Origin of the sequence: Nonomuraea endophytica (assembly GCF_014203235.1) — a bacterium.
Classification (GTDB): Bacteria; Actinomycetota; Actinomycetes; order Streptosporangiales; family Streptosporangiaceae; genus Nonomuraea; species Nonomuraea endophytica.
The window spans coordinates 509,138-530,769 of sequence record NZ_JACHIN010000002.1 but is presented as its reverse complement, the minus strand read 5'-3'; the positions used below and the strand labels follow the sequence as shown (position 1 = coordinate 530,769).

Below are 21,632 nucleotides of genomic sequence, written 5' to 3'. Positions count from 1 at the left end.
GGTGGACAGCGTGGAGTGGTCGAGTTCGCCCTCGATCCGCAGGCCCGCACGGTCGGCGAGCCAGGTGATGCGCGGGAGCCGGTCGGCTGCGCGGCGATTCGTGGTAATCATGCCGGGCTCCTGAACATGTGGTCGAGTGCGCGCCGGGCGCGGCGTGGGTAAGGTCCTGATCCGCACGGCCCTCTTGATCTCCTCACCCCGGGAGCACGATGACAGGTCCGCAGCGCAAGCCGTTCCCCGTGGATGATCTTTTGCGTGCCGTACGTCTGGAGGTCGCCGCAGAGCTGCGTGGCGACGGTGATGGGGAGAAGTTGTCCCTGTCGGCTGGACGCGGGATCGGAAAGGAAGGAGAGCGACACGAATATCTGTTTTCCTGCAAGGCGTGGAAGGACAGATTCGCGGGGGAGCGGCAGCTGATCCGCCTGTCCAGCTCGCGCGGTGCCTGGGCGCCCGCTGAGGTCCAGCGTATGCCGGATGGCAGGGTCAGGGTTCGTACCGTGGCCGACTTCGGCGGCCAGCCGGGCAACGCGCAGATACGCGAGGACGAGACGGCCGGGTGGGAGGCCGTCGTCGAGAGGCTCGAGTCGGCCGGCGGAAGCAACTCCCCGGTCAATCTGACCGCCACGGGCTGGTTGACCGGCCAGGGGCGCCCGCGCATCGATCGCTGCGCGACCCCCGAGCGCTTCATCCGCGAATACCGGGAGCGTTCGCTCAACGATCAGCAGCGACGGGGGGTCGAGCAGGCGCTGGGCAGCGACCTGACCTTCATCTGGGGTCCTCCGGGCACCGGAAAGACCGACGTGGTCGGCTGTATCGCCGAAGGCTGCTATCGGCAGGGGTCGCGGGTGCTGTTCGTGGCGCCGACGAAGGTGGCCGTCGATCAGGCGCTGGAACGGATCTGCACCCTGCTGTCGGACGAGGAAGGCTTCGACGCGGGGCTCGTGCAGCGTGCCGGAGAGATCGAGTTGGCCTCGCTGGCAGCCGCGTTCGGCGACAAGATCGACCCGATCCAGGTCACCCAGCGACTGTCCACCGCGCTCACCACGCAGATCACCGACATCCGTGAGCGCCTGGAGGCGGCACGCCGGGATCTCGCCGTACACACTGAGGCGGCGGAAGCGCAGACCCGGCTCGCGAACCTCCACGCCCAGCGTGACGAGGCCGATCGCCACGCCGGCACCCTGCGGCAGCAGATCCGGCTACGGCAGGCCGCGATCGGCGACATCGACCGCGAGATCCACAACCTCGGCACACCCTCTGGTCTCTTCGCCAAGCGGAAACAGGACAAGCTTGACCATCTGGGCCGGATGCGATGGACGGGCCAGCACGAGCTGACCGCCCTCGACCAGCAACTTCGCACCGCTCATGACGCCCGGCAACGCTACGCGGCCGAGGCGGCCAGGACCGGGACCGAAGTGCTCGCCCTGCGAACACGCCTGCGCACGATCCCGCCCCACGGCCCGATCCAACGCGCCGTCGACCAGTTGCAACCTCAGCTGTCGCAGCTCCAGAAGGAGCTCCGGAAGATCGCCGACGTGGTCCGCTCGAACTGCCGGATCATGGGCACCACCGTGGCCAAGGCGGTGCAGTCGCGCAAGCTCATGGATGCCATCGACGTCGTCATCATCGACGAGGCCGGGATGGTCAATACACCCTCGGCATGGTGCGCGGCCGGGCTCGCCACCCGCCGGGTCATTCTCGCCGGCGACTTCCGCCAGCTGCCCGCGGTCACCAAGGCCTCGTCGGACCGTAACACCTCGCCCGGCGACCAGGAACACGCCCGGCTGTGGATGGACCGCGATCCGTTCAGCCTCGCCGGGCTCGTCGACATCTCCGGTACGGCCCAGCGCGCCGATCCGCGCATGGTCTGCCTGGACACGCAATACCGGATGCGCCGGGCGATCTGCGAGATCGTGAACACCGTGGCCTACCCGGACTCACCGCTCCGCACCGGCCGGGGAGATAGCGGCCGCCTTCCCGAATCCCCGCTCCTGGGCGGGCCGCTCATCCTCATCGACACCACCACACGCCGCCTGCCCAACCCCGAGTACCGCGCCGGCGCGCACACCACCAACTCCGTGCACGAGGCGGTCATCCACGAACTCATCCGCGGCCTGCAGTATGACCGGATCCTGCCTGCCCGCAAATGGACGGACCTGTCCGCCGACGAACAGCCCACGAGCCGGGTGGCCGTGATCGCCCCGTACAAGGCGCAGGTGAAAGCGCTCCAAGCCAGCCTGACCTACCGTTTCGGCCAGCAGTACGACGGGCTGGTCGACACCGTCCACCGCTTCCAGGGCAGCCAGCGCCCGCTCGTCATCATCGACACCGTCGCAGGCGGGGGAAGCAAGACCGGCTTCTTCTACGAGGGACTCGGCCTCTCCTCCTCCACCTGCCGCCTGCTCAACGTCGCCCTCAGCCGGGCCCAGGACCACCTCATCGTGGTGGCCGACACAGGGTTCCTCCACACCAAACTCAACCCGGCCGGCGAAGCCGCCCGCATGCTCGATCACCTGGAACGGCACGCCCAACGGCTGTCGGTGGACGATCTCGTGCCATTCCGCAGCGCGGCCGACCTGGCGGGGCTACCCGAGGAAGAACTGGCACGGCCCGCGTTCTTCCCCGCCGACGAGGTGCCACGCGCCGTCGCCTGGGACATCGCCCGCGCCCAGCGATCCATCGAGGTCTACTGCGCCTTCCTCGACCCGGCCCCCGTCCGGACCTGGCTGCGTCACCTCACCCCCCGCGTACAGGCCGGCGTCGGCGTCACCGTCCATACCCGTGACCAGTCGCCGGATTCACGCAGGGATGACCTCGTCGGCGAACTTCGCGCCGCCGGATGCCAGGTGACCCTGCGCGAGCGCATGCACGAGAAGGTACTCATCCTCGACGAGACCGTGCTGTGGCACGGTTCCCTCAACCTCCTGGCGAACGTCGGCCCCACCGACCTGATGATGCGGATCACCGACCCGACCTGCTGCCGGCGAGTCCGGAACATCGTCGACCGCGCCCGCATGGAACGCCCCGCCCGCCCCTGGCCACCCCCAGCCCCCCGGAACCCGGATGACGGCCACATCGCCCCGGGCGTCGTGGCCGACGGACGCCTCTATCTCGATGTGTCCCGCCGGGAGAAGGACGAACTCAAGCAGTTGGCCAGAGACGCCGGGATGCGCGCCAGATGGGACCCGGCCCGCCAGTTGTGGCACGTCGACGCCACCATCCCTCGCCACCTGGTGCAACGATGGCTCCCACCGGCATGAACCATGGACTGTCCGCACCTGTCGATTCGTCCGCGGCTCCATAGAGGCAACGCTGCGCCGTCACGGTGGCTTGCGTGATCACCGCGACGTCATGCGGGAGAGCCCCTGCCGGTCGACCTCTCATCGACTACGGGCGTGATGCCAGAGGCCCCAAGACGCGTGGTGACCTCCCGAGCCGCAGAACGCGTGTAGTGACGTGGCCGCGACGCTCTGCCAAATGCGACAGCAGGTCGTCACCACCGGCATCCGGCGCAGATCTTCCGGGAACCAAGAAACCCCAGCTCAGCGCGCTGAGCTGGGGTTTCATCGGGGTGCGCCGCCAGGGACTCGAACCCCGGACCCGCTGATTAAGAGTCAGCTGCTCTAACCAACTGAGCTAGCGGCGCTTGCAGAGAGGAATATACCGGTCCTCCCCACCAAGCGCGAATCGATACCGGACCGCCTCACCTATTAGAATAAAGTTCGGCCTACCCGCCTCGACAGGAGCGCTATGTTCGACTCGCCCGCCGATGTGTCCGCGCGGCTCGCCGCCGCCAGCTACCTCTCCGACGATTCCATAGCCACCTCCGTCTACCTGGCCGCCGCCCTGGGCAAGCCGCTGCTCGCCGAAGGACCGGCGGGGGTGGGGAAGACCCAGCTGGCCAAGGCGGTGGCGGAGGCCACCGGGGCGACGTTGATCAGGTTGCAGTGCTACGAGGGGCTGGACGAGGCCCGGGCGCTCTACGAGTGGAACTACAAGAAGCAACTGCTCAGGATTCAGGCGACCAGCACCGATGAGGACATCTTCGGCGAGGAGTTCCTGCTGGAGCGGCCGTTGCTCAAGGCGATCCGGGCCAGCGGGCCCACTGTCCTGCTCATTGATGAGATGGACAAGGCGGATGTCGAGGTCGAGGGTCTGCTGCTGGAGCTGTTGTCGGATTTTCAGGTGACGATTCCGGAGCTGGGGACGATCGCCGCCGTCCGCCGGCCGTACGTGGTGCTGACCTCGAACGCCACGCGTGAGCTGTCCGAGGCGCTCAAGCGGCGCTGTCTTTATCTGCACATCGCCTATCCGACGCCGGAGCGGGAGCGGGACATCGTGCTGAGTCAGGTTCCCTCGATTCGGGCGGATCTGGCTGAGCAGCTGGCGCGGACCGTGGCCACGCTCAGGGCGCTGGAGCTGAAGAAGGCGCCGTCGGTGGCGGAGACGGTGGACTGGGCGCGGACGCTGCTGGCGCTTGGGCGGGAGGAACTGGACGAGGAGACTGTTTCCGCAACGCTCGGGGTGGTGCTCAAGCACAACTCCGACCATGTGCGGGCGGTCAAGGAGCTCGGGCTCTGATGTCGCTGGTCGACAGGCATGTCGGGTTCGTGAACGCGTTGCGCGAGGCGGGGATGCCGGTGTCGCTGGCCGAGGGGCTGGACGCCGCGCGGGCGCTGCGGGTGATCGACCTGTCGCAGCGGGAGGCGCTGCGGGCCGCGTACGCGACCACGCTGATCAAGAAGCCGGGGTATCGGGCCGGGTTCGACGTGCTGTTCGACCTGTGGTTCCCGCCGGTGATCAGCGAGCTGCACGTCCCGGCTGATCAGGACGGCGATCCTCGTGAACGGCTGGCCGAACTGCTGATCGACTCCGGCGACGCGGAGATGGCGGAGTTCGCCCGCGCGATGGTCGAGCGGTTCGGCCGCCAGGCAGCCGGACCGGGGCGGCAGAACTGGTTCAGCTACAGCGTCCTGCGGGCTCTGTCGCCGGAGACGCTGATGGCGCGCATCCTCCAGGAGGTCCTGGCCGGTCAGGAACGCGGCGGGCTCGCCGAGAAGACGGCCCGGCACCGGGTGAACGCCAATATCGCGAGATTTCAGGACGCGGTGGCGGCGGACGTCCGGCGGCGCATCGCCGAGGACTCCGGCGTCGAGCGCATCGCCCGCTCCACCGTCAAGCCGCCGCTCGACCAGATCGACTTCCTGCGCGTCACCAAGGCGGACCTGGCACGGCTGCGCAGGGAGGTGTATCCGCTGGCCCGCAGGCTGGCGGCGCGCCTCACGATCAAGCAGCGGCGCGGCCGCCGGGGACGCCTGGACTTCCGGCGGACGGTCCGGGCCTCGCTGCAGAGCGGCGGGGTGCCGCTGACGACGGTGTTCAAGCCGCCCCGGCCGCACCGCCCCGAGCTGGTCGTGTTGTGCGACACCAGCGACTCGGTCTCGTCGTTCGCGCATTTCACGCTGTTGCTCACCTACGCGCTCAGGGAGCAGTTCACGAAGGTACGCGCGTTCGGCTTCGTGGACCGGGTGGACGAGATCACCAGGTTCTTCGTCCCCGGCGCGGACGTGGTCGAGGCGATGACCACGCTGGCCAACGAGTCCGACATGATCAGGTTCGGGCGCACCAACTACGGCCACGCCTTCGAGGGCTTCGCGGAGAGGTACGGCGACGCCGTAGGCCCCAAGACGTCCCTGCTCATCCTCGGCGACGCCCGCAGCAACTACCAGCCCCCGGCCCTGGACACGCTGAAGGCGCTGACCGCCAGGGCCCGCCACGCGTACTGGCTGAACCCCGAGCCCACGGCCCAGTGGGACACCGGCGACTCGATCGCCTCCTCCTACGCCACCGTTATCCCCATGCACGAATGTCGGAATGTCCAACAGCTGACAGCATTCATCGAGACACTCGCATAAGTCGCGACATGGGGCCGGAGCTGGGTTACGTTCCCGTCAGACACCCAGTCCCGTCGAGGGGGCACCATGAGCTACACCCTGCTCAAAGGCGAGTTCGTCATCCGCTACCCCGACCTTCCCCGCCAAGGGCCGGAACCGGACGGCGACACGGTCAAGTTCAAGCCTGACACCCCCGCGCTGGTCGAGGGCCTGCCCCGCCCCAGCGGAACGCCCCCGAAGATCAACGGCCGGGGCATCTCCACCCGCCTGGAGGCGATCGACGCCCTGGAGACGCACTTCGGCGACACCCACCAGGAGCTGCAGGGAGCCAACGCCGCCCGCGACGAACTGCTGCGCCTGCTCGGCTTCACCAACGTGGTCTACTTCCCCGACCTGCCGAACAAGGTCCAGTCGGCCGACCAGGACACGATCCGCGGCCACGTGCTGTCGAACGGCATCGACGGCAACGGCCGCCTGATCGCCTTCGCCTTCACCGGCGAGCACCGGGGCGCGGACGGCTCGGCGGTGTTCCTTGACGAGGCCGGTGTGGACCGTTCCGTCAACGCCGCCCTGCTCAAGAGCGGCCTGGCCTACCCGGCCTTCTACGCCACCCTGCCCGCGAGCCTGCGCGACCACCTGGCCACCGCTTCGCGTGCCGCCCGCGACGGCAACGCGGGCATCTGGCCCCGAGCCACCGGCGACCCCGACAGCAGCGCCAAGATCGCCGACCTCCACGCCCTGCAGCAGGCGGTGATCTGGCCCAAGCTCTTCCGCCGGCTCGTCCCCTATCTGGCCTCGGGCCGCACCACGTTCGACGGCTTCGACGCGTGGCTGCGCGAGGACCCGGTCAACCGCGACGACCAGCTCTTCCTCCTGCAGAAGGGCGAATACGGCAACATGCACGACGTCGTACGCGCCGCCGGGAACGAGATCCAGCTCACCGCCTGGCCCGAGGACTTCATCATCAGCCCCGACCCGGCCCCGCCCGGCGCGCCCGTCCACCCGAGGCCCGCGGCGATCGGCGACGTCCTCATCGTGGCCGCGCTGCCCGACCCGGTGGGACCCGACGGCGGCCGCGAGCGCGTCACGCTGATCAACGCGACGCCCGGCCCGATCAACCTGCAGGACTGGGCGCTGCTCGACGCCGCCGGCGGCCGCCACGCCCTTTCCGGCACGCTCGGCGGCGGCGACGTCCACCAGGTGACGCTGAGCGGCGCGCTCCAGCTCGGCAACGCGGGCGACGCGCTGGTCCTCACCGACGGCGCGGGCGCGCTGGTCGACCAGGTCTCCTACAAACCCGACGCGGTGCTGGCCGGCCGTACGATCTGCTTCGGGCGCTGACCCCAAGCGGGCGCTGACCCCAGGCGGGCGCTGACCCCCAGCGGGCGTTAACCCCCCCATACGGTACGGCCCAGCCGCCCCACCCCCACCCGCCGACGCGGGCGGGGGCCGATCGTGGGGGTCGCTTCTCACGTCGGACACACGCACCACCGCAACGGGCACCCTTCACCGGCCAAGTGGATGAGTCGCTAGCGGGCGCGTGAGCGCCAAAGGAGCCAGACGAAGTAAGGCGTGCCGATCAGCGCCGTCACCAGCCCGGCCGGGACCTGGGCCGGTGCGATGACCGTGCGGCCGAGGGTGTCGGCCAGGCTGACCAGGAGCGCGCCCAGCAGCGCGGCCACCGGGAGCACCCGCGCGTGCTTGGCGCCGACCAGGGCCCGCGCGGCGTGCGGGGCGACCAGGCCGACGAATCCGACCACGCCGACGGCCGACACCGCCGTGGCGGTCAGCACGACGGAGGCGGCCAGGGCGGCCAGCCGTACCGGCTCAAGGGGGACGCCGAGCACGCGCGGCGTGTCCTCGTTGAGCGCGAGGAGGTCCAGGTCGCGGCGGAGCCACGCGATCAGCGGGACGGACACCACCAGCGCCAGCGCGACCGGGATCAGCTGGATCGGCAGCCTGCCGTAGGTGGAGCCGGACAGCCAGGTCAGGGCCTTCGCGGTGTTCCAGGGGTCGGACTTGACGATGATCATCACGGTCATCGCCGTGCAGGCCGACTGGACGGCGACGCCGATGAGGACGAGCCGGTCGGAGTTCAGGCCGCCGCGCCAGGACAGCAGGTAGACCAGGCCGAACGCGACCAGCGCGCCCGCGCCCGCCGCCCCCGTCATCGCCCAGATGCCCGCCATCGGCACGGTCGTCAGCAGCGTGATCGCGCCCACTCCCGCGCCCGTGGTCACGCCGAGCACGCCGGGTTCGGCGAGCGGGTTGCGGCAGACCGCCTGCACGGCGGTGCCGGCCACGGCGAGCGCCGCTCCGGCCAGCAGCGCGGCGAGCACGCGCGGGTAGCGCTGGTCGAGCACGTAGGTGAGCGCCCGTCCGGTACGGCCCTGCAGCCAGTTGGCCACGTCCCCGGTGAGCAGCCACGTGTCGCCGCCCAGCATGCCGAGCACCGCGGCCCCGGTCAGGAGCGTGAGGCCGATCGCGACGACGATGAGGAAGCCGGCGCGGGACCGCCCGGCGACCGTGCGCACGGCGGGCGGCTGCCGGGTGGGACCGGCGTCGCGGTAGCGGCGGGCCAGCCAGATCATGACCACCGCGCCCAGCAGCGTGGTGACCACGCCGGGCGGCACGTCCACCCCGGCCTGCGCGCCGAGCACGGCCCGCAGCAGGATGTCGGAGCCGAGCACGATGAGCGCCCCGGCCAGCGCGGACAGCGGCAGCAGCGAGCGGTGCCGGTGCAGCCCGGGGATCGACCGGGGCAGCAGCCGTACGATCACCGGCGCGCAGAGGCCCACGAAGCCGATGGGACCGGCGATCGTCACGGCCGCCGCCGCCAGCACCACGGCCAGCAACGTCAGCACGAGGCGCAGCCTGCGCACGTTGACGCCGAGCACGGAGGCGGTGTCGTCGCCCAGGCCGAGGATGTCCAGCTTGGGACCGGCGGCCATGGCGGCCAGCAGGCAGGCCAGGATCACCGGGCCGAGCTGGGTGACCGCGCCCAGGTCGCTCTGCACCAGGGAGCCGCTGCCCCAGGCGTAGAGGCCGGTGGTGCCCTCCTGGAAGAGGATCATGACGAGGTTGGTCAGCGAGCCGAGCGCCAGCGCGGTGGCCGAACCGGCCAGGATGAGCCGGGTGGTGCCGGTACGCCCGCCCGCCGACAACGCCAGCACCAGAGCCGCGGCGGCCAGCCCGCCGAAGAAGGCGAGGCCGCCGGAGAGCACGAGCGGCAGCGAGAGGCCGAACGCGGCCGCCGTGGCGACGGTCAGGTAGGCGCCGTTGCTGACGGCGAGCGTGTCCGGCGAGGCCATCGGGTTGCGGGCGATCGACTGCAGCAGCGAGCCGGCCGCCCCGAGCGCGACGCCCACCGCCACCCCGGCCAGCAGCCGGGGCAGCCGGGAGGCCAGCAGCACCCTGACCGCCTCGTCGCTGCCGCCGAAGATGCCGGACAACACGTCCATCGCGCCCACCGAGGAGGTGCCCTGGGTGATGTGCACGGCCGAGACCACCGCGAGCGCCGCCAGCGCGAGGAGGAAGACCCCCGCGGTCCCGACCCGCCGCAGCGGCGTGATCGGGACCTCGACGGACGTGAGCGTGCTCAAGCGGTGAGGGCCTTGACGAGCGCCTCCGCGTACTGCTTGCACGATGCCGGGCCACCGAAGGTCCAGATGCCGTCGGGCAGCTTGGTGACGCCCTGCTTCTTCACGAACGGCAGCGACTTCCAGATGGCGTTCGAGGCCAGGCCGTCGGCGAAGACGTCGACGCCGTCGGAGGCGCTGTAGAAGAAGCGGGTCTCGGCGTCCTTGAGCGCGGTCAGGCCCTCGACGTCGGTGTTGCCGAGGCCCCAGACCTTGTCGACCTTGCCGCTCCAGGCGTTCTTGAGCCCGAGCCCCTCGGCCACGTCGGAAACCAGCGCGCCCTTGCCGAACAGGCGGACGGAGATCGTGCTGCCTTCCTTCCACCCGTCGGCCATCGCGAACGGCTTGCCCGCGACACCGGCGGCGGCCAGCTTCTGCTTGCCGTCGGCCAGGGCGGCGTCGAAGTCCGACAGCGCCTTGTCCGCCTCAGCCGTCTTGCCGACCGCGGTGGCCAGCAGCTTGAACTCCTCGCGCATGCGCTGGAAGTTGCCCGTCGCGTCGCTGCCCTTGAAGACCAGCACCGGCGCGATCTTCTCCACCTGGGCCACCAGGCCCTCGTCGTCGGTCTCCATCACGACGAGGTCGGGCTGGAGGGCGGCGATGGAGTCGACGCTCGGCTCGGTACGCATGCCGACGTCCTTGACCGACGCGTCGAGCGGGGCCGCGGTCACCCAGGTGGCGTAGCCCTTGGTGTCGGCGGCGCCGACCGGCATCACGCCGAGGCTGGCCAGCATCTCGGTCTCGCCCCATTCGAGGCTGACGACCCTGCTGGCCGGGCGCTCGAGCGTGATCGGCTTGCCCCGCGCGTCGGTCACGGTGACCGGGGCGGCGGTGGCGGAAGCCGTACCGCCGGGGGTGGAGGACGCGGCGGGGACGGGGGTCTCGGTGGTGCCGCAGGCGCTGAGAGCGGCGATCGCGGCCAGGGCCGCGAGGGCCGTGCGCAGGGGGAGCATGTCTTTCCTGTCAGGTCGCGACGGGCAGGTGCCGGCCGATCGGCCGGGTGCGCACCGTGCCCGTCTGGGGGTCTTGCGTGACGTCGATGCGGATGCCGTAGGCGTCGGTGAGGAGCTCTTCGGTGAGCACCTCGGTGGGCGGGCCGTCGGCCCGTACCCTGCCGCCGTGCAGCAGCACGATGCGGTCGGCGATCTCGGCCGCCTGGTTGAGGTCGTGGAGCACGATGCCGATGGCGACGTCGTGCTCGTCGGCCAGGTCGCGGACGAGCTCCAGCAACTCGACCTGATAGCGCAGGTCGAGGAAGGTGGTGGGCTCGTCCAGCAGCAGGACGGCGGTGTCCTGCGCCAGGCAGGTGGCCAGCCACACGCGCTGGAGCTCGCCGCCGGACAGCTCGTCCACCGGGCGGCCGGCCATCGCGGCGACGCCGGTCAGCGTCATCGCGCGGTCGACGGCGGCGGCGCCGTCGGGGTCGCCGGCCTTCCAGCGGCCCCGGTACGGGTGGCGGCCATAGCCGACCACGTCGCTGACCTGCACCCCGCTCGGGGTGGGGCGGCTCTGCGCGAGCAGCGTGACCCGGCGGGCGAAGTCGCGGGGCGACAGGTCCAGCGCGGACCCGCCGTCGCCGAACGTCACCGTGCCCGCTTCGGGACGGTGCAGCCTGGCCAGCGCGCGCAGCAGCGTGGACTTGCCGCTGCCGTTCGGGCCGACCAGGGCGGTCACCTGGCCGGGACGGAGGTCGATACGGCCCTCTTCGACCACGCACGTGCCGTGGTAGCTGAGGCGGAGATCGGCTCCGGCCAGCGAGATCTTCCCTGTCACGGGCATAAGGTTAGGCTACCCTTGCCTAAAGTCAATCCTTTGTGACCAGCTGTCGATTTCCGCTCGCCTCGTTTGTCGGATGGGTAAAGCACCGGACGACGAAGGAGACAGATCATGTCCAGAGCGATAGAGGTGCGCTGGCAGGGCGAGCTGGACGGCTCGCCGGAGCAGGTCTGGGAGGCCATCACCGTCCGCGCGGACGGCTGGCTGTGGAAGATCGACTACGAGCCGCGCGTGGGCGGCAGTGAGACAGGACTCACACCGTCGGGCGGCACCGTGACGGTCTGGGAGCCGCACCGCCACTTCACCACCCGCGGCCCCGACCTCGACGGCTTCAACCAGCTCGACTTCGTGCTGGAGCCGCGCGGCGCGAAGACCCTCCTCACCTACACCCACAACGGCGTGCTGCCCGACGACGACTACGACGTCCAGGCCGACGCCTGCCGCCAGCACACCGCCTTCTACAACCACTCACTCGGCCAGTACGTGCGCCACTTCGCCGGGCGCCGCTGCGACTACGTCACCGCCGAGGCCGAGGTGAGCCTGGCCGCCGTCCGCGCCGCGCTCGGCCTGCCGGACGAGGTCGCCGCCGGTGACCGGGTACGGCTGACGCCCGCCGGCCTGACCCCGATCGACGGCGTCGTCGACTACGCCACGCCCGCCTTCCTCGGGGTCACGAGCGGCGACGCGCTGTACCGTTTCTACGGCCGCGACGTGTGGGGCTGGCCGGTCGGCGTGGCCCACCACCTGTTCGCGGGCGGCGACTCCAGCGCGGACTGGAACGCCTGGCTGGTCAAGGAGGTGGTGTGATGCCCCAGTACGCGGTGCTCATCTTCGAGGCCGTGCCGCCCGAGAACCTCCCGCCCGAGGTCATGCAGGGCCACATGGACCTGCCCGGGAAGATCGCGGAGAAGGGTGGCAGGACCATCGCCGGACTGGCCCTGGACCAGCCGGGCACCGCCACGGTCATCCGCGGCGGACTGGTGACCGACGGGCCGTTCATCGAGACCAAGGAGGCGCTCGGCGGCGTCTTCGTCATCGAGGCGCGCGACCTCGACCACGCGCTGACGCTGGCCGCGATGACGCCGATCGTCGAGGGCTGCGTGGAGGTCAGGCCGCTGATCGGCTTCGAGGTGGTGAGCTGAGCACGGCCCGCTCGGTCGAGCGGGCCGTCGAGGACGCGCACCGGGGCGAGTGGGCCTACGTGCTCGCCGCCACGGTGCGCGTCACCCGCGACCTCGACGCCGCCGAGGAGGCCGTGCAGGACGCCTACGTCCAGGCGCTGCGCACCTGGGTGAAGGACGGCGTGCCAGAACGGCCCGGCGCGTGGCTGACCACGGTCGCCCGGCGCACCGCGCTCAACGCCATGCGGCGCGAGCGGACCCTCGCCGCCAAGCTGCCGCTGCTGATCGGCGTCGAGGAGGAGACGCCGGAGACCGGCGCCGTGCCCGACGACCGGCTCCGGCTGATCTTCACCTGCTGCCATCCCGCGCTGGCCCCCGAGGCGCGGGTCGCGCTCACGCTGCGGCTGGTGTGCGGGGTGCCGACGCCGGACATCGCCGGGGCCTTCCTGGTCTCCGAGCCGACGATGGCGGCCCGGATCACCAGGGCCAAGAAGAAGATCGCGGCGGCGCACATCCCTTACGCGGTGCCGTACGCGGAGGATCTGCCCGCGCGCGTGGACGCGGTGCTGACCGTGATCCACCTGCTGTACTCGACCGGCCACACCGCGCACTCCGGCCGCGACCTGGTCCGCGACGAGCTCACCGGCCGCGCGCTCGACCTGGCGCGCATGCTGGTCCGGCTGCTGCCCGCCGACCGGGAGGCCACCGGGCTGCTGGCGCTCCTGCTGGTGCACCAGGCCCGGCGGGCCACCCGTACCGACGAGGCCGGACGGTTGCTGCGGCTGGAGGAGCAGGACCGCACGCTGTGGGACCGCGAGCTGATCGCCGAGGCCGACCGGCTCATCGTCGGCGCGCTCACCGCGGGACCGCCCGGCCGCTTCACGCTGCAGGCCGCGATCGCCGCGCTGCACGCCCAGGCGTCCAGCTACGAGGAGACCGACTGGCCGCAGATCCTCATCCTGTACGGCGAGCTGCTGCGGATCTGGCCGTCACCCGTGGTCGCGCTCAACAAGGCGGTGGCCCTGGCCATGGTCGAGGGTCCGGCCGCCGCCCTGGAGGCGATCGAGGAGCTGGAGCGCGAGGGCCGCCTGGCCGGGTATCACTACTTGCCGGCGGCCAAGGCCGAACTCCTGCACCGGCTGGGCCGCGACGCCGAGGCGGTGGAGGCGTACCGGGCCGCGCTGGCGCTCAGCGACAACGCCGCCGAGCAGGAGTTCCTGCAGGAGCGCGCCAGAACTGTCGGTGCCATGTGGCACGGTGTGGAACTGTGGCCCAACCCCTGAAAGAGCTCGTCAACGCCGCCTCCGTCGGGGTTCTCGCCGACGGTCTCGCCGCGTCGCTGCCCGCCTTCGCGCGCGAGCGGTTCGTCCACGAGGCCGTCTCCGGCCTCGGCCCGCTGGAGCTCAAGGACCGCGTGCGGCACGTCGCCAGGACGCTCGGCCTGGTCGCCGGCCTGCCGTTCCCCGCCGTGGCCGCCGCCCTGCGGGCCGGCGCGCCCAAGTTCGACATGTGGAGCGGCTGGCCCGCCACCGACTACGTCGCGCTCCACGGGCTCGGCGACCTCGACGTCGCGATGGAGACGCTGGCCGCGATCACGCCGCACGCCACGGCCGAGTTCGCCGTGCGGCCCTTCCTGGAGCGTCACGGGCAGGCCGCCCTGGAGATCATGTACGGCTGGGCGGGCTCGGCCGACGAGCACCTGCGCCGCCTGGCCTCCGAGGGCACCCGGCCGAGACTGCCCTGGGCCACCCGGGTGAGCTGGCTGATGGAGCCGGGGCCGACGCTGCCGATCCTCAACCGGCTGCGCGACGACCCGAGCGAGTACGTGCGCCGGTCCGTGGCCAACCACGTCAACGACTTCACCAAGGGGCATCCGGAGGCGGCGATCGCGTTGCTGGCCGGGTGGCGGGCTTCGGGCGGGTCGCATGTGGAGAAGGTGGTGCGGCATGCCGTACGGGGGTTGTTGCGTGAAGGGCATCCCGAGGCGCTGGGGCTGGTCGGGGCGCGGGCGGGCGGGGGCGCGGTGGAGTCGCTGACGCTTTCGGCCGGGCGGGTGGCGGTGGGGGAGAAGCTGCCGTTCACGGTGGTGGTGACGGCTTCTGAGCCCGGGCCCGTGGTGTTGCGTTATGCGGTGTGCCGGGAGGGGTCGCGGCGGGTGTTCCATCTGGGCGAGCGGGTGGCCGGGGTGGCGGGGGAGGCTTTCTCGGTGACCAAGTCCCACTCGTTCCGGCCGGTGACCACGCGGGTGGAGCCGCCGGGGCCGCGCACGCTGGAGATCATGGTCAACGGCGTGGTCCGAGCCACCGCCGCCTTCCACCTCACCCCCTGACCCGAGCCGGTCCCAGACCCGCATCCCCGCCGAAGCCCAGGACATCCGGCAGGAACCCCGGCGTGCCGCCCACTGGGCCGCATGGACGGAGACGGTCCCAAGGGAGGGGTGAAGGGGTTGCCTGGGCGGGGTGGCGTGGGTCGGTTGGGGGTTGTGGCCTCGGCGGGCGGGTCACGGCTCGGACATCGGGCCCGTGGGATACTTCCGGCCATGTTCACCCGAGGCGAGACCGCGCTGACGGTCAACGTGCCCGCCGCCGAGCAGGTCGTGGGGCCGTGGCGGCAGCGTTATGACCCGTCGATCGCCTACGGGGTGCCCGCCCACGTGACCGTGCTCTACCCGTTCCTCGACGCCGACCGGGTAGACGAGGGCGCGTTGCGCGAGCTGTTCGCCTCCTGTGAGCGTTTTGACCTGGTCTTCGAGCGGTTCGGGCGGTTTCCCGGCGTGGTCTATCTGGCTCCCGAGCCTGCGGAGCCGGTCAGGAAGCTGACCGAGGCCGTGGTGGCGCGGTGGCCGCAGGCGCAGCCGTACCGGGGGAAATATGGGGAGATCACGCCGCACCTCACGGTCGGGCAGGGGATGGACGACGAGGGCGCGGACGCGATCGAGCGCGGGGTGAGCGGGCTGCCGGTGCGGATGCGGGCCAGCGGCGTGACGCTGGAGGTCTTCGACGGCGAGCGGTGGCGGCGGCGGGCGTGTTTTCCGTTCGGGGAGGTGGGGGAGGCGGAGTTCGCCTATCCGGGGCCGCTGCGGGACACGCTGGTCGCGGCGATTCTGGCCGGGCGCAAGACCGCGACGAGTTCGCTGCTGGCCGACTACGAGCATGAGGACGAGCCCCTGCCGGTGGCGGGGTCCTGGGACGCGCTGGTCGATTCGGCCGGGCGGCGGGTGGCGCTGCTGGAGACCACCGAGGTGAAGGTGGTGCCGATCCGGGAGATCGACGATCGGTTCGCCCACGACGAGGGCGAGGACTACGCCGGGGTCGCGGAGTGGCGGGCCGGTCACGAGTGCTTCTGGCTCAGCCCCGAGCACGTGGCCCACCTGGGCCGCGCGCCCGTGATCGACGACGACACGCTCGTGGTGACCGAACGCTTCCGTGTGCTGGAGACGCTGTGAACGACGGAGACTACGGCCTGCCCGGCTCGCTGGAGCGTGTCCTGGACGAGATCGCCGGCGAGCGGCGCGCCCAGGACGTGCGCTGGGGCATCCAGGACATTCCCGACGGAACCTCCCCATCCCGTACGCCCGCCGCAGACGCGGCCAAGCGCGAGACCTCGGCCGCGTTCGACGACGGCACGCTGACCTGGCGGCACATCCTGGCCGAGGAGGTGCTGGAGGCGTTCGCCGAGTCCGACCCCGAGGCGCTGCGCACCGAGCTGATCCAGGTCGCGGCCGTCGCGGTCAAATGGGCCCAGGCGCTCGACCGGCGCGCGGTCACGGCGGGAACGTCCCCAGACCTTCGTGCGACACCCGCCACCCCTCCGGGAACCGGCCGGCCATGAGCGCCACGGCCGCCAGCAGCCCGCCGTTGGCCGGCAGGTAGACCGACAGCCCGCCGGGGAACTGCGGCACGTGCCCGGTGGGCAGGTAGTGGTTCTTGAAGGTGTCCATGAGCAGCGCGTCGACCGCGTCGCCGGGACGGCCGAGCCGGGTGGCGCACATGGCCAGCACCGGGTAGTCCCACCCCCACGTGCTCCCCAGATCCCAGGTACGCAGCACGTGGTCGTACGTGGCCGACATGACCTCGGGATCGATCAGCGGGGTTGCGGGCAGGAAGCCGAGTGCCATGAGCATCGACGGGTGGTCGTCGGGCAGCGTGTAGGGCTCGGTGGCGACCGCCGCGTACACGCCGTCGCGCACGAGTGGCCTGGCCAGCCCGCGCAGCACCGCGTCCCACCCGGGCTCCCGCTCCAGGCCGAGCCGCTCGCGCCACTCCTGCGCGACCCGCAGGCCCCAGTGCCAGTAGGCCAGCTCGAAGGTGGGGTCGGCGGTGTGGGCCCGGCCGGGGAAGTACGTCTCCTGCGCCGGGACCAGCGGCGGCCCGAGGTGGTGAACGCCGTCCTCGTCCGGCTCGGCGTAGGAGGCCATGAAGTCGGCGGTGGTGAAGACCAGGTCGGCGTAGCGCTCCAGGGCGCCGGGCACGCCGTTGTGCCGGAGCAGTTCGGCGTAGTGGATCGGGTGCGGCTGCTGCCAGATGAGGAAGGCGCCGATCGGGCTGGGCGCCTCGCGGCCGTCCGGGCCGACCTGCTTGGGCCAGCGCGCGCCCGCGTACCCCTGCTCAGCGGCGGTGCGCCGGGCGGCACCCAGGATCTCGCGGTACCAGCCGAGGCCGCGTTCGAGCAGCTCAGGCCGTCCCCACAGGACGAAGTGGGCGGCGTGCCACCAGTGCATCTCCAGATGGAACTTGCCGCCCCAGGAGTTGTGCACGAGCCCCGACTCCTGCGGCGGCGCCGACCCCGAGCAGTGCACGGCGGTCAGGTACTGCGAGAGCACCACGCGCCGCTCCAGCTCGCCCGCGCGCGGATCGGTGCTGCCCTCGAAGCTGACCGCCGCGCCGGACGTCCAGTACGCCCGCCAGTATCCGGCCGCCGCCTCCGCCACCGCGTCGAAGGCGGGCGGCTCGTCCGGCGGCCCGGGGGAGAAGGCGGCGCTCAGCCTCAGCGCATCGGCGTCCGTGCCGATCACCGGGCCGGGCCCCCAGCGCCCGTCGGTCCGCACGCGCACGTGGTAGCGCGCGTCGCCGACCTCGCGCGCGATCCCCTCCGGCCCGTAGCGGGTGGCCTGCGCCAGCCGTTCACCCGGGGAGAGCGGGTCGCGCTGACCGGGAAAGGTGATCGCGACGCCCAGCGCACCGGCCGCCAGCAGCGGCGAGCGCACCAGCGTGGCGACCACGTCCAGCTCGGGATGGACCACGGTCCGCACCTCGACCGGCTGCCCGCCGAGCAGGAAGGCCGAGCGCACGCTGCCCGTCCACAGGTCGAGCTCCACGCGGGTCCCGGTCAGCTCCAGCGCCGGGTCGAACCGCAGCCCGATCCGCCCCAGATCGAGCCGACGCGGATTGGCGTAGAGCCAGCCGCCCGCGTCGGCCGAGGCCACGCCGTCCGCCCCGATCCGCATCCGGTCGGGGTAGCGCACCGTGCGGGTGCGGGTGGAATAGCCCGTCGCCGCCTCATCCAGCGTGTACGGCACGCCGGGGTCGGTGGAGTACCACCCCCAGCTCGACTGGATCCGCAACGGCACCGGAAAGTCGTCAGCGTCGAAGACCGCAGGCATGTGCCGAGGCGGCAGCTCGTGCGCCTCCGGGTACGTCTGCAGCCCGGTCACGTCCACGTTGACCGCGAAGTCGCCGTTGCCCAGGCTGAGCGTGCACGAGGGATGCCAGGACGTGATCACCACCGAGTGCCGCCGCACCAGCCGCTCCCTGTCGATCACGCCTGCTCCTTCGCGGCCAGCCCGAGCCGGGCCGCGCGCCGGGCCGCCTGCCGGTCCGGGTCCGGGTCCGGCACCAGCGCCGACAGCAGCAGCCGCCGCGTATACGGGTCGCGCGGCTCGGTGGTCACCTGCTCGGCGTCGCCGGTCTCGACCAGCACGCCGCCCGACATGACCGCGACCCGGTCGCTGACGTTGCGCACCACCGCCAGGTCGTGCGAGATGAACAGGTAGCTCACCCCGGTGTCGCGCTGGATCTCGGTGAGCAGGGCGAGCACCTGCGCCTGGGTCGAGACGTCGAGCGCGGAGACGGGCTCGTCGCAGATGATCAGGCGCGGGCCGAGGGCGAGCGCGCGGGCGATGGCCACCCGCTGGCGTTGCCCGCCGGACAGCTCGCGGGCGCGCCGGGCGCCGGTGCCGGCCGGCAGTTCGACCCGGTCGAGCAGCAGGGCGATGCGCCGGTCGGCCTCGGCCCGGTCGGCCATGCCGTGCGCGAGCAGCGGCTCGACCAGGATGTCGTGGATGCTCATGGCCGGGTTGAGTGAGCTGAACGGGTCCTGGAACACCGCCTGGATCTGGCGGGCTCGGGCCCGGCGGCCGGGTAGGGGCTGCCCGCCGTACCGGATGGAGCCGCCGACGATCGGCGCGAGGCCGAGCACGGCGCGGCCGAGCGTCGTCTTGCCCGAGCCGGACTCCCCGACCAGCCCGAGCGTCTCGCCCTCGCCGACGGTCAGGCTGACCTCCTTGAGCACCCGCACCGGCGGGCGCCCCAGGCCACGCTGCGGGTAGTCCACCCGCAGCCGGTCGATCTCCAGCAGCGGCGGCCCGACCGCCGCACTCCGCTCGCGCCGCGCGGCGTTGTGCGGGTTGGCCGCCAGCAGATCCTTCGTGTACGGCTGCGCCGGCTGGGCGAACAGCGTCCGCGTGGGCGCGCTCTCCACCAGGCGGCCGTCGCGCATCACCGTCACCCGGTCGCACATGTCCGCCACCACACCCAGGTCGTGGGTCACCAGCAGCACCGCCATGTCGCGTTCGCTCTGCAAGGAGCGCAGCAGGTCGAGCACCTCGGCCTGCACGGTGACGTCCAGCGCCGTGGTGGGCTCGTCGGCCACCAGCAGCTCGGGGTCGCACGAGATGGCTCCGGCGATGAGCACGCGCTGGGCGGTGCCGCCGGAGATCTCGTGCGGGTAGGCGCGGTAGATGCGCTCGGGCTCGGCGATTCCGACCCTGGCCAGCAGTTCGAGCGCCCGGCGGCGGGCCGCCCGCCTCGACAGGCCGAGGTGCGCGCGCAGTGGCTCGACGAGCTGGCTGCCGACGCGGAAGCTCGGGTCGAGGTTGGACATCGGCTCCTGGGAGACGTAGCCGATGCGGGGGCCGCGGACGCGGTTCAGCTCGCGTTCGGTCATTTCGGTCAGCTCGGCCCCGGCGAAGCGGACCGATCCGGCGGCCACCCGGCCGCTCGGCGGCAGCAGGCCGAGGGCTGCCAGGACGGTCTGGGTCTTGCCCGAGCCGGACTCGCCGACCAGGCCGACGACCTCGCCCGGCCGTACCTGGAGGTCGACGCCGTCGACGACGGTGACCTCGCCGCCGGCCGTACGGTGCGTGACCGTGAGACCGGAGACGGCGAGGAGTGCGCCGTCGGCGGGGGCCGGGGCGGGGGAGGCGGCAGGCCCGCGGGTAGAGGGGGCGCGGCCCGCCGCCTGGATCGGGGTGTCCTCAAGCGCGTCGCGTACGGCGTTGCCGAGGACCGTCACCGCGAGCACGGTCGCGGCGATCGCGAGACCGGGCCAGATCGACAGCCACGGGGCGCGGAAGACGTTGGCGGCGGCGTCGTTGAGCATCGCGCCCCAGCTTGCCGCGCCGGGCTCGCCGAGGCCGAGGAAGTCGATGCCGGCCTGGAGCAGCAGGGCCGCGCCGAACAGCAACGGCGCCTGCACGATGATCGCCGAGCGGACCACCGGCAGCACGTGCCTGCGCACCACGCGCAGGTCGGACAGGCCGGACACGCGGGCGGCGTCGATGTAGAACTCGCCGCGCACCCGCATGGTCGCGGCGCGGACCAGCCGGTAGATGGACGGCGAGGCCAGAAAGCCGACGAACGCCATGGTGCCGACGAGGTCCGGGCCCATCACCGCGACGAAGGCCAGCACGACGATGAACGCCGGCAGCGCCATGAGCAGGTTGAACAACCAGCTCGCCACCGCGTCCGCCCATCGAGCGAAGTATCCGGCCAGCGTCCCGGCCACGACGCCCATCACCAGCGCCACCCCGGCCGCCAGCAGCGCGCCCGACACGGTGGCGCGGGTGCCGTGCAGCAGCCGGCTGAGCACGTCGCGGCCGGAGCCGTCGCCGCCGAGCGGATGCCCCGGGCCGGGACCGGCCAGCGCGGCCCGCAGATCGACCTGGTCAGGCCCGTAGGGAGCCAGCCACGCCCCGGCCACCGCCGCGACCACGACCAGCAGCAGCACGACGGCGGCCACGAGCGCGGCGGGCCTGCGGAGAAGGCTCATGGGGTGCGCACCTTCGGGTCGAGCCAGCTCACCAGCAGGTCGACGACCAGGTTGACGGTGAGCACGATGAGCACGCCGACCACGACCACGCCCAGCACGACCGGGATGTCGGAGCGGCTGGAGGCGGCGGCGGCCAGGCTGCCGAGCCCGTTGATCGCGAAGATCTGCTCGACGATGATGGCCCCGCCGAGCAGGCCGATGAACTGCAGGCTGACCACGGTCAGCGCGGTCGGCGCGGCGTTGCGCAGCACGTGGCGCAGCAACAGCCGGCGCCGGGGCAGGCCCCGGCTGCGCAGCGTGCGCACGTAGTCCTGGTTCAGCACGGCGGCCACCGCGTTGCGGGTCTGCGCGGCCACCGCCGCCACCGACCCGGCGGCGATCGCCACGACCGGCAGCAGCAGCGAACGCGCCCAGTCGGCCGGGCTCTCCGCGAACGCCACGTACCCGGTCGCCGGCAGCCACCGCAACTGCACCGCGAAGACGATGACCAGCAGCAAAGCCACCCACATCCCCGGTACGGCGAAGCCGAGCGCCGCCGCGACCTGCAGCGCCCGGTCCAGCCACCCGCGCCGGATCGCCGCCGCCATGCCGAACGCGATCCCGGTCACCGCCGAGACCAGCGTCGCGATGACCGCCAGCGACACCGTGATGGGCAGCCGGGCGGTGATCGTCTCGACCACCGGCAGCCCGGTGAACCACGACACCCCCAGATCCCCCTGTACGGCCCCGCCCAGCCAGTCCAGGTACCGCACGCTGACCGGCCGGTCCAGCCCGAGCTCCACCCGCTTGGCGGCGACCTGCTCGGGCGTGGCCGTCATGCCGAGCAGGTTGTGCGTGGGGTCGGGCACCAGCGTGGTGAGCAACGAGGTGAGGGCGGTGATGACGACGAGCAGGACGCCCGCCGCGATCAGCCGCCGCGACAGCAGCCTGAGCAC

At 72.0% G+C, this 21,632-nt stretch carries 16 protein-coding genes and 1 tRNA gene; 10 read left to right on the top strand and 7 right to left on the bottom strand.

The features are described 5' to 3' along the window. Positions 1-467: 467 nt before the first annotated feature. Entirely contained in the window at positions 468-3,260 is a 2,793-nt protein-coding gene (locus tag HNR40_RS10565; protein WP_184960185.1) for an AAA domain-containing protein, read from the top strand. Between the two features lie 312 nt (positions 3,261-3,572). Here HNR40_RS10565 and HNR40_RS10560 read toward each other — a convergent pair. Beyond that, positions 3,573-3,646 (bottom strand) — tRNA-Lys (locus HNR40_RS10560). 104 nt (positions 3,647-3,750) lie between these two features. On the opposite strand from HNR40_RS10560, the gene HNR40_RS10555 reads away from it, so the two are divergent. The 3 genes from HNR40_RS10555 to HNR40_RS10545 all read left to right on the top strand — a co-directional run bounded on the left by HNR40_RS10555 (position 3,751) and on the right by HNR40_RS10545 (position 7,235). Then, positions 3,751-4,581 carry an AAA family ATPase gene (locus HNR40_RS10555; protein ID WP_184960183.1) on the top strand — a complete coding sequence of 277 codons (831 nt, stop codon included), beginning with the start codon at positions 3,751-3,753 and terminating at the stop codon, positions 4,579-4,581. Beyond that, positions 4,581-5,915, top strand: a complete 1,335-nt coding sequence (locus tag HNR40_RS10550; protein ID WP_184960181.1) for a vWA domain-containing protein — start codon at positions 4,581-4,583, stop codon at positions 5,913-5,915. Before HNR40_RS10555 ends, HNR40_RS10550 begins: the two co-directional genes overlap by 1 nt. 66 nt (positions 5,916-5,981) lie before the next feature. Continuing rightward, entirely contained in the window at positions 5,982-7,235 is a 1,254-nt protein-coding gene (locus tag HNR40_RS10545; protein WP_184960179.1) for a lamin tail domain-containing protein, read from the top strand. Positions 7,236-7,423: 188 nt separating this feature from the next. On the opposite strand, the gene HNR40_RS10540 is transcribed toward HNR40_RS10545, so the two are convergent. From HNR40_RS10540 to HNR40_RS10530, 3 genes are read right to left on the bottom strand one after another with little or no spacing between them, the layout of a single operon-like run. Continuing rightward, positions 7,424-9,496 (bottom strand): iron ABC transporter permease, encoded by a 2,073-nt coding sequence (locus HNR40_RS10540; protein ID WP_184960177.1) that lies wholly within the window; start codon positions 9,494-9,496, stop codon positions 7,424-7,426. Then, positions 9,493-10,485: an ABC transporter substrate-binding protein gene (locus HNR40_RS10535; RefSeq protein WP_184960175.1), complete on the bottom strand. Its 993-nt coding sequence runs from the start codon at positions 10,483-10,485 to the stop codon at positions 9,493-9,495. Before HNR40_RS10535 ends, HNR40_RS10540 begins: the two co-directional genes overlap by 4 nt. Before the next feature lie 10 nt (positions 10,486-10,495). Continuing rightward, the gene (locus HNR40_RS10530; RefSeq protein ID WP_376773466.1) at positions 10,496-11,305 is read right to left on the bottom strand and encodes an ABC transporter ATP-binding protein; all 810 of its coding nucleotides are present in this window, start codon (positions 11,303-11,305) and stop codon (positions 10,496-10,498) included. 114 nt (positions 11,306-11,419) lie between these two features. Here HNR40_RS10530 and HNR40_RS10525 point away from each other — a divergent pair, with 114 nt between their 5' ends. The 6 genes from HNR40_RS10525 (at position 11,420) to HNR40_RS10500 (ending at position 16,260) form a co-directional block, all read left to right on the top strand. Beyond that, positions 11,420-12,115 (top strand): SRPBCC domain-containing protein, encoded by a 696-nt coding sequence (locus HNR40_RS10525; RefSeq protein ID WP_184960171.1) that lies wholly within the window; start codon positions 11,420-11,422, stop codon positions 12,113-12,115. After that, the gene (locus tag HNR40_RS10520) at positions 12,115-12,450 is read left to right on the top strand and encodes a YciI family protein (protein WP_184960169.1); all 336 of its coding nucleotides are present in this window, start codon (positions 12,115-12,117) and stop codon (positions 12,448-12,450) included. Before HNR40_RS10525 ends, HNR40_RS10520 begins: the two co-directional genes overlap by 1 nt. 59 nt (positions 12,451-12,509) lie before the next feature. Further along, positions 12,510-13,712, top strand: coding sequence for an RNA polymerase sigma factor (locus tag HNR40_RS10515; RefSeq protein WP_184960167.1), 1,203 nt, complete (start codon positions 12,510-12,512; stop codon positions 13,710-13,712). After that, positions 13,697-14,758 (top strand): YhaZ family DNA alkylation repair protein, encoded by a 1,062-nt coding sequence (locus tag HNR40_RS10510; RefSeq protein WP_184960166.1) that lies wholly within the window; start codon positions 13,697-13,699, stop codon positions 14,756-14,758. The genes HNR40_RS10515 and HNR40_RS10510 overlap by 16 nt, the downstream gene beginning before the upstream one ends. 210 nt (positions 14,759-14,968) lie before the next feature. Continuing rightward, positions 14,969-15,874: a 2'-5' RNA ligase family protein gene (locus HNR40_RS53515; protein WP_221340203.1), complete on the top strand. Its 906-nt coding sequence runs from the start codon at positions 14,969-14,971 to the stop codon at positions 15,872-15,874. Then, positions 15,871-16,260 carry a hypothetical protein gene (locus HNR40_RS10500; protein WP_184960164.1) on the top strand — a complete coding sequence of 130 codons (390 nt, stop codon included), beginning with the start codon at positions 15,871-15,873 and terminating at the stop codon, positions 16,258-16,260. Before HNR40_RS53515 ends, HNR40_RS10500 begins: the two co-directional genes overlap by 4 nt. On the opposite strand, the gene HNR40_RS10495 is transcribed toward HNR40_RS10500, so the two are convergent. The 3 genes from HNR40_RS10495 to HNR40_RS10485 are packed head-to-tail and all read right to left on the bottom strand — an operon-like array spanning position 16,193 to position 21,632. Next, entirely contained in the window at positions 16,193-18,190 is a 1,998-nt protein-coding gene (locus tag HNR40_RS10495) for a hypothetical protein (protein WP_184960162.1), read from the bottom strand. The two genes, HNR40_RS10500 and HNR40_RS10495, sit on opposite strands and share 68 nt — an antisense overlap. Continuing rightward, the gene (locus HNR40_RS10490; RefSeq protein WP_184960160.1) at positions 18,187-20,697 is read right to left on the bottom strand and encodes an ABC transporter ATP-binding protein/permease; all 2,511 of its coding nucleotides are present in this window, start codon (positions 20,695-20,697) and stop codon (positions 18,187-18,189) included. The genes HNR40_RS10495 and HNR40_RS10490 overlap by 4 nt, the downstream gene beginning before the upstream one ends. Further along, positions 20,694-21,632, bottom strand: coding sequence for an ABC transporter permease (locus HNR40_RS10485; protein WP_184960158.1), 939 nt, complete (start codon positions 21,630-21,632; stop codon positions 20,694-20,696). Before HNR40_RS10485 ends, HNR40_RS10490 begins: the two co-directional genes overlap by 4 nt.

Coding starts and splice junctions, on each gene's coding strand:
- HNR40_RS10555 (WP_184960183.1), top strand. CDS start 3,751: ATGTTCGACTCGCCCGCCGATGTGTCCGCGCGGCTCGCCGCCGCCAGC.
- HNR40_RS10550 (WP_184960181.1), top strand. CDS start 4,581: ATGTCGCTGGTCGACAGGCATGTCGGGTTCGTGAACGCGTTGCGCGAG.
- HNR40_RS10525 (WP_184960171.1), top strand. CDS start 11,420: ATGTCCAGAGCGATAGAGGTGCGCTGGCAGGGCGAGCTGGACGGCTCG.
- HNR40_RS10535 (WP_184960175.1), bottom strand. CDS start 10,485: ATGCTCCCCCTGCGCACGGCCCTCGCGGCCCTGGCCGCGATCGCCGCT.
- HNR40_RS10490 (WP_184960160.1), bottom strand. CDS start 20,697: ATGAGCCTTCTCCGCAGGCCCGCCGCGCTCGTGGCCGCCGTCGTGCTG.
- HNR40_RS10565 (WP_184960185.1), top strand. CDS start 468: ATGCCGGATGGCAGGGTCAGGGTTCGTACCGTGGCCGACTTCGGCGGC.
- HNR40_RS10545 (WP_184960179.1), top strand. CDS start 5,982: ATGAGCTACACCCTGCTCAAAGGCGAGTTCGTCATCCGCTACCCCGAC.
- HNR40_RS10520 (WP_184960169.1), top strand. CDS start 12,115: ATGCCCCAGTACGCGGTGCTCATCTTCGAGGCCGTGCCGCCCGAGAAC.
- HNR40_RS53515 (WP_221340203.1), top strand. CDS start 14,969: ATGTTCACCCGAGGCGAGACCGCGCTGACGGTCAACGTGCCCGCCGCC.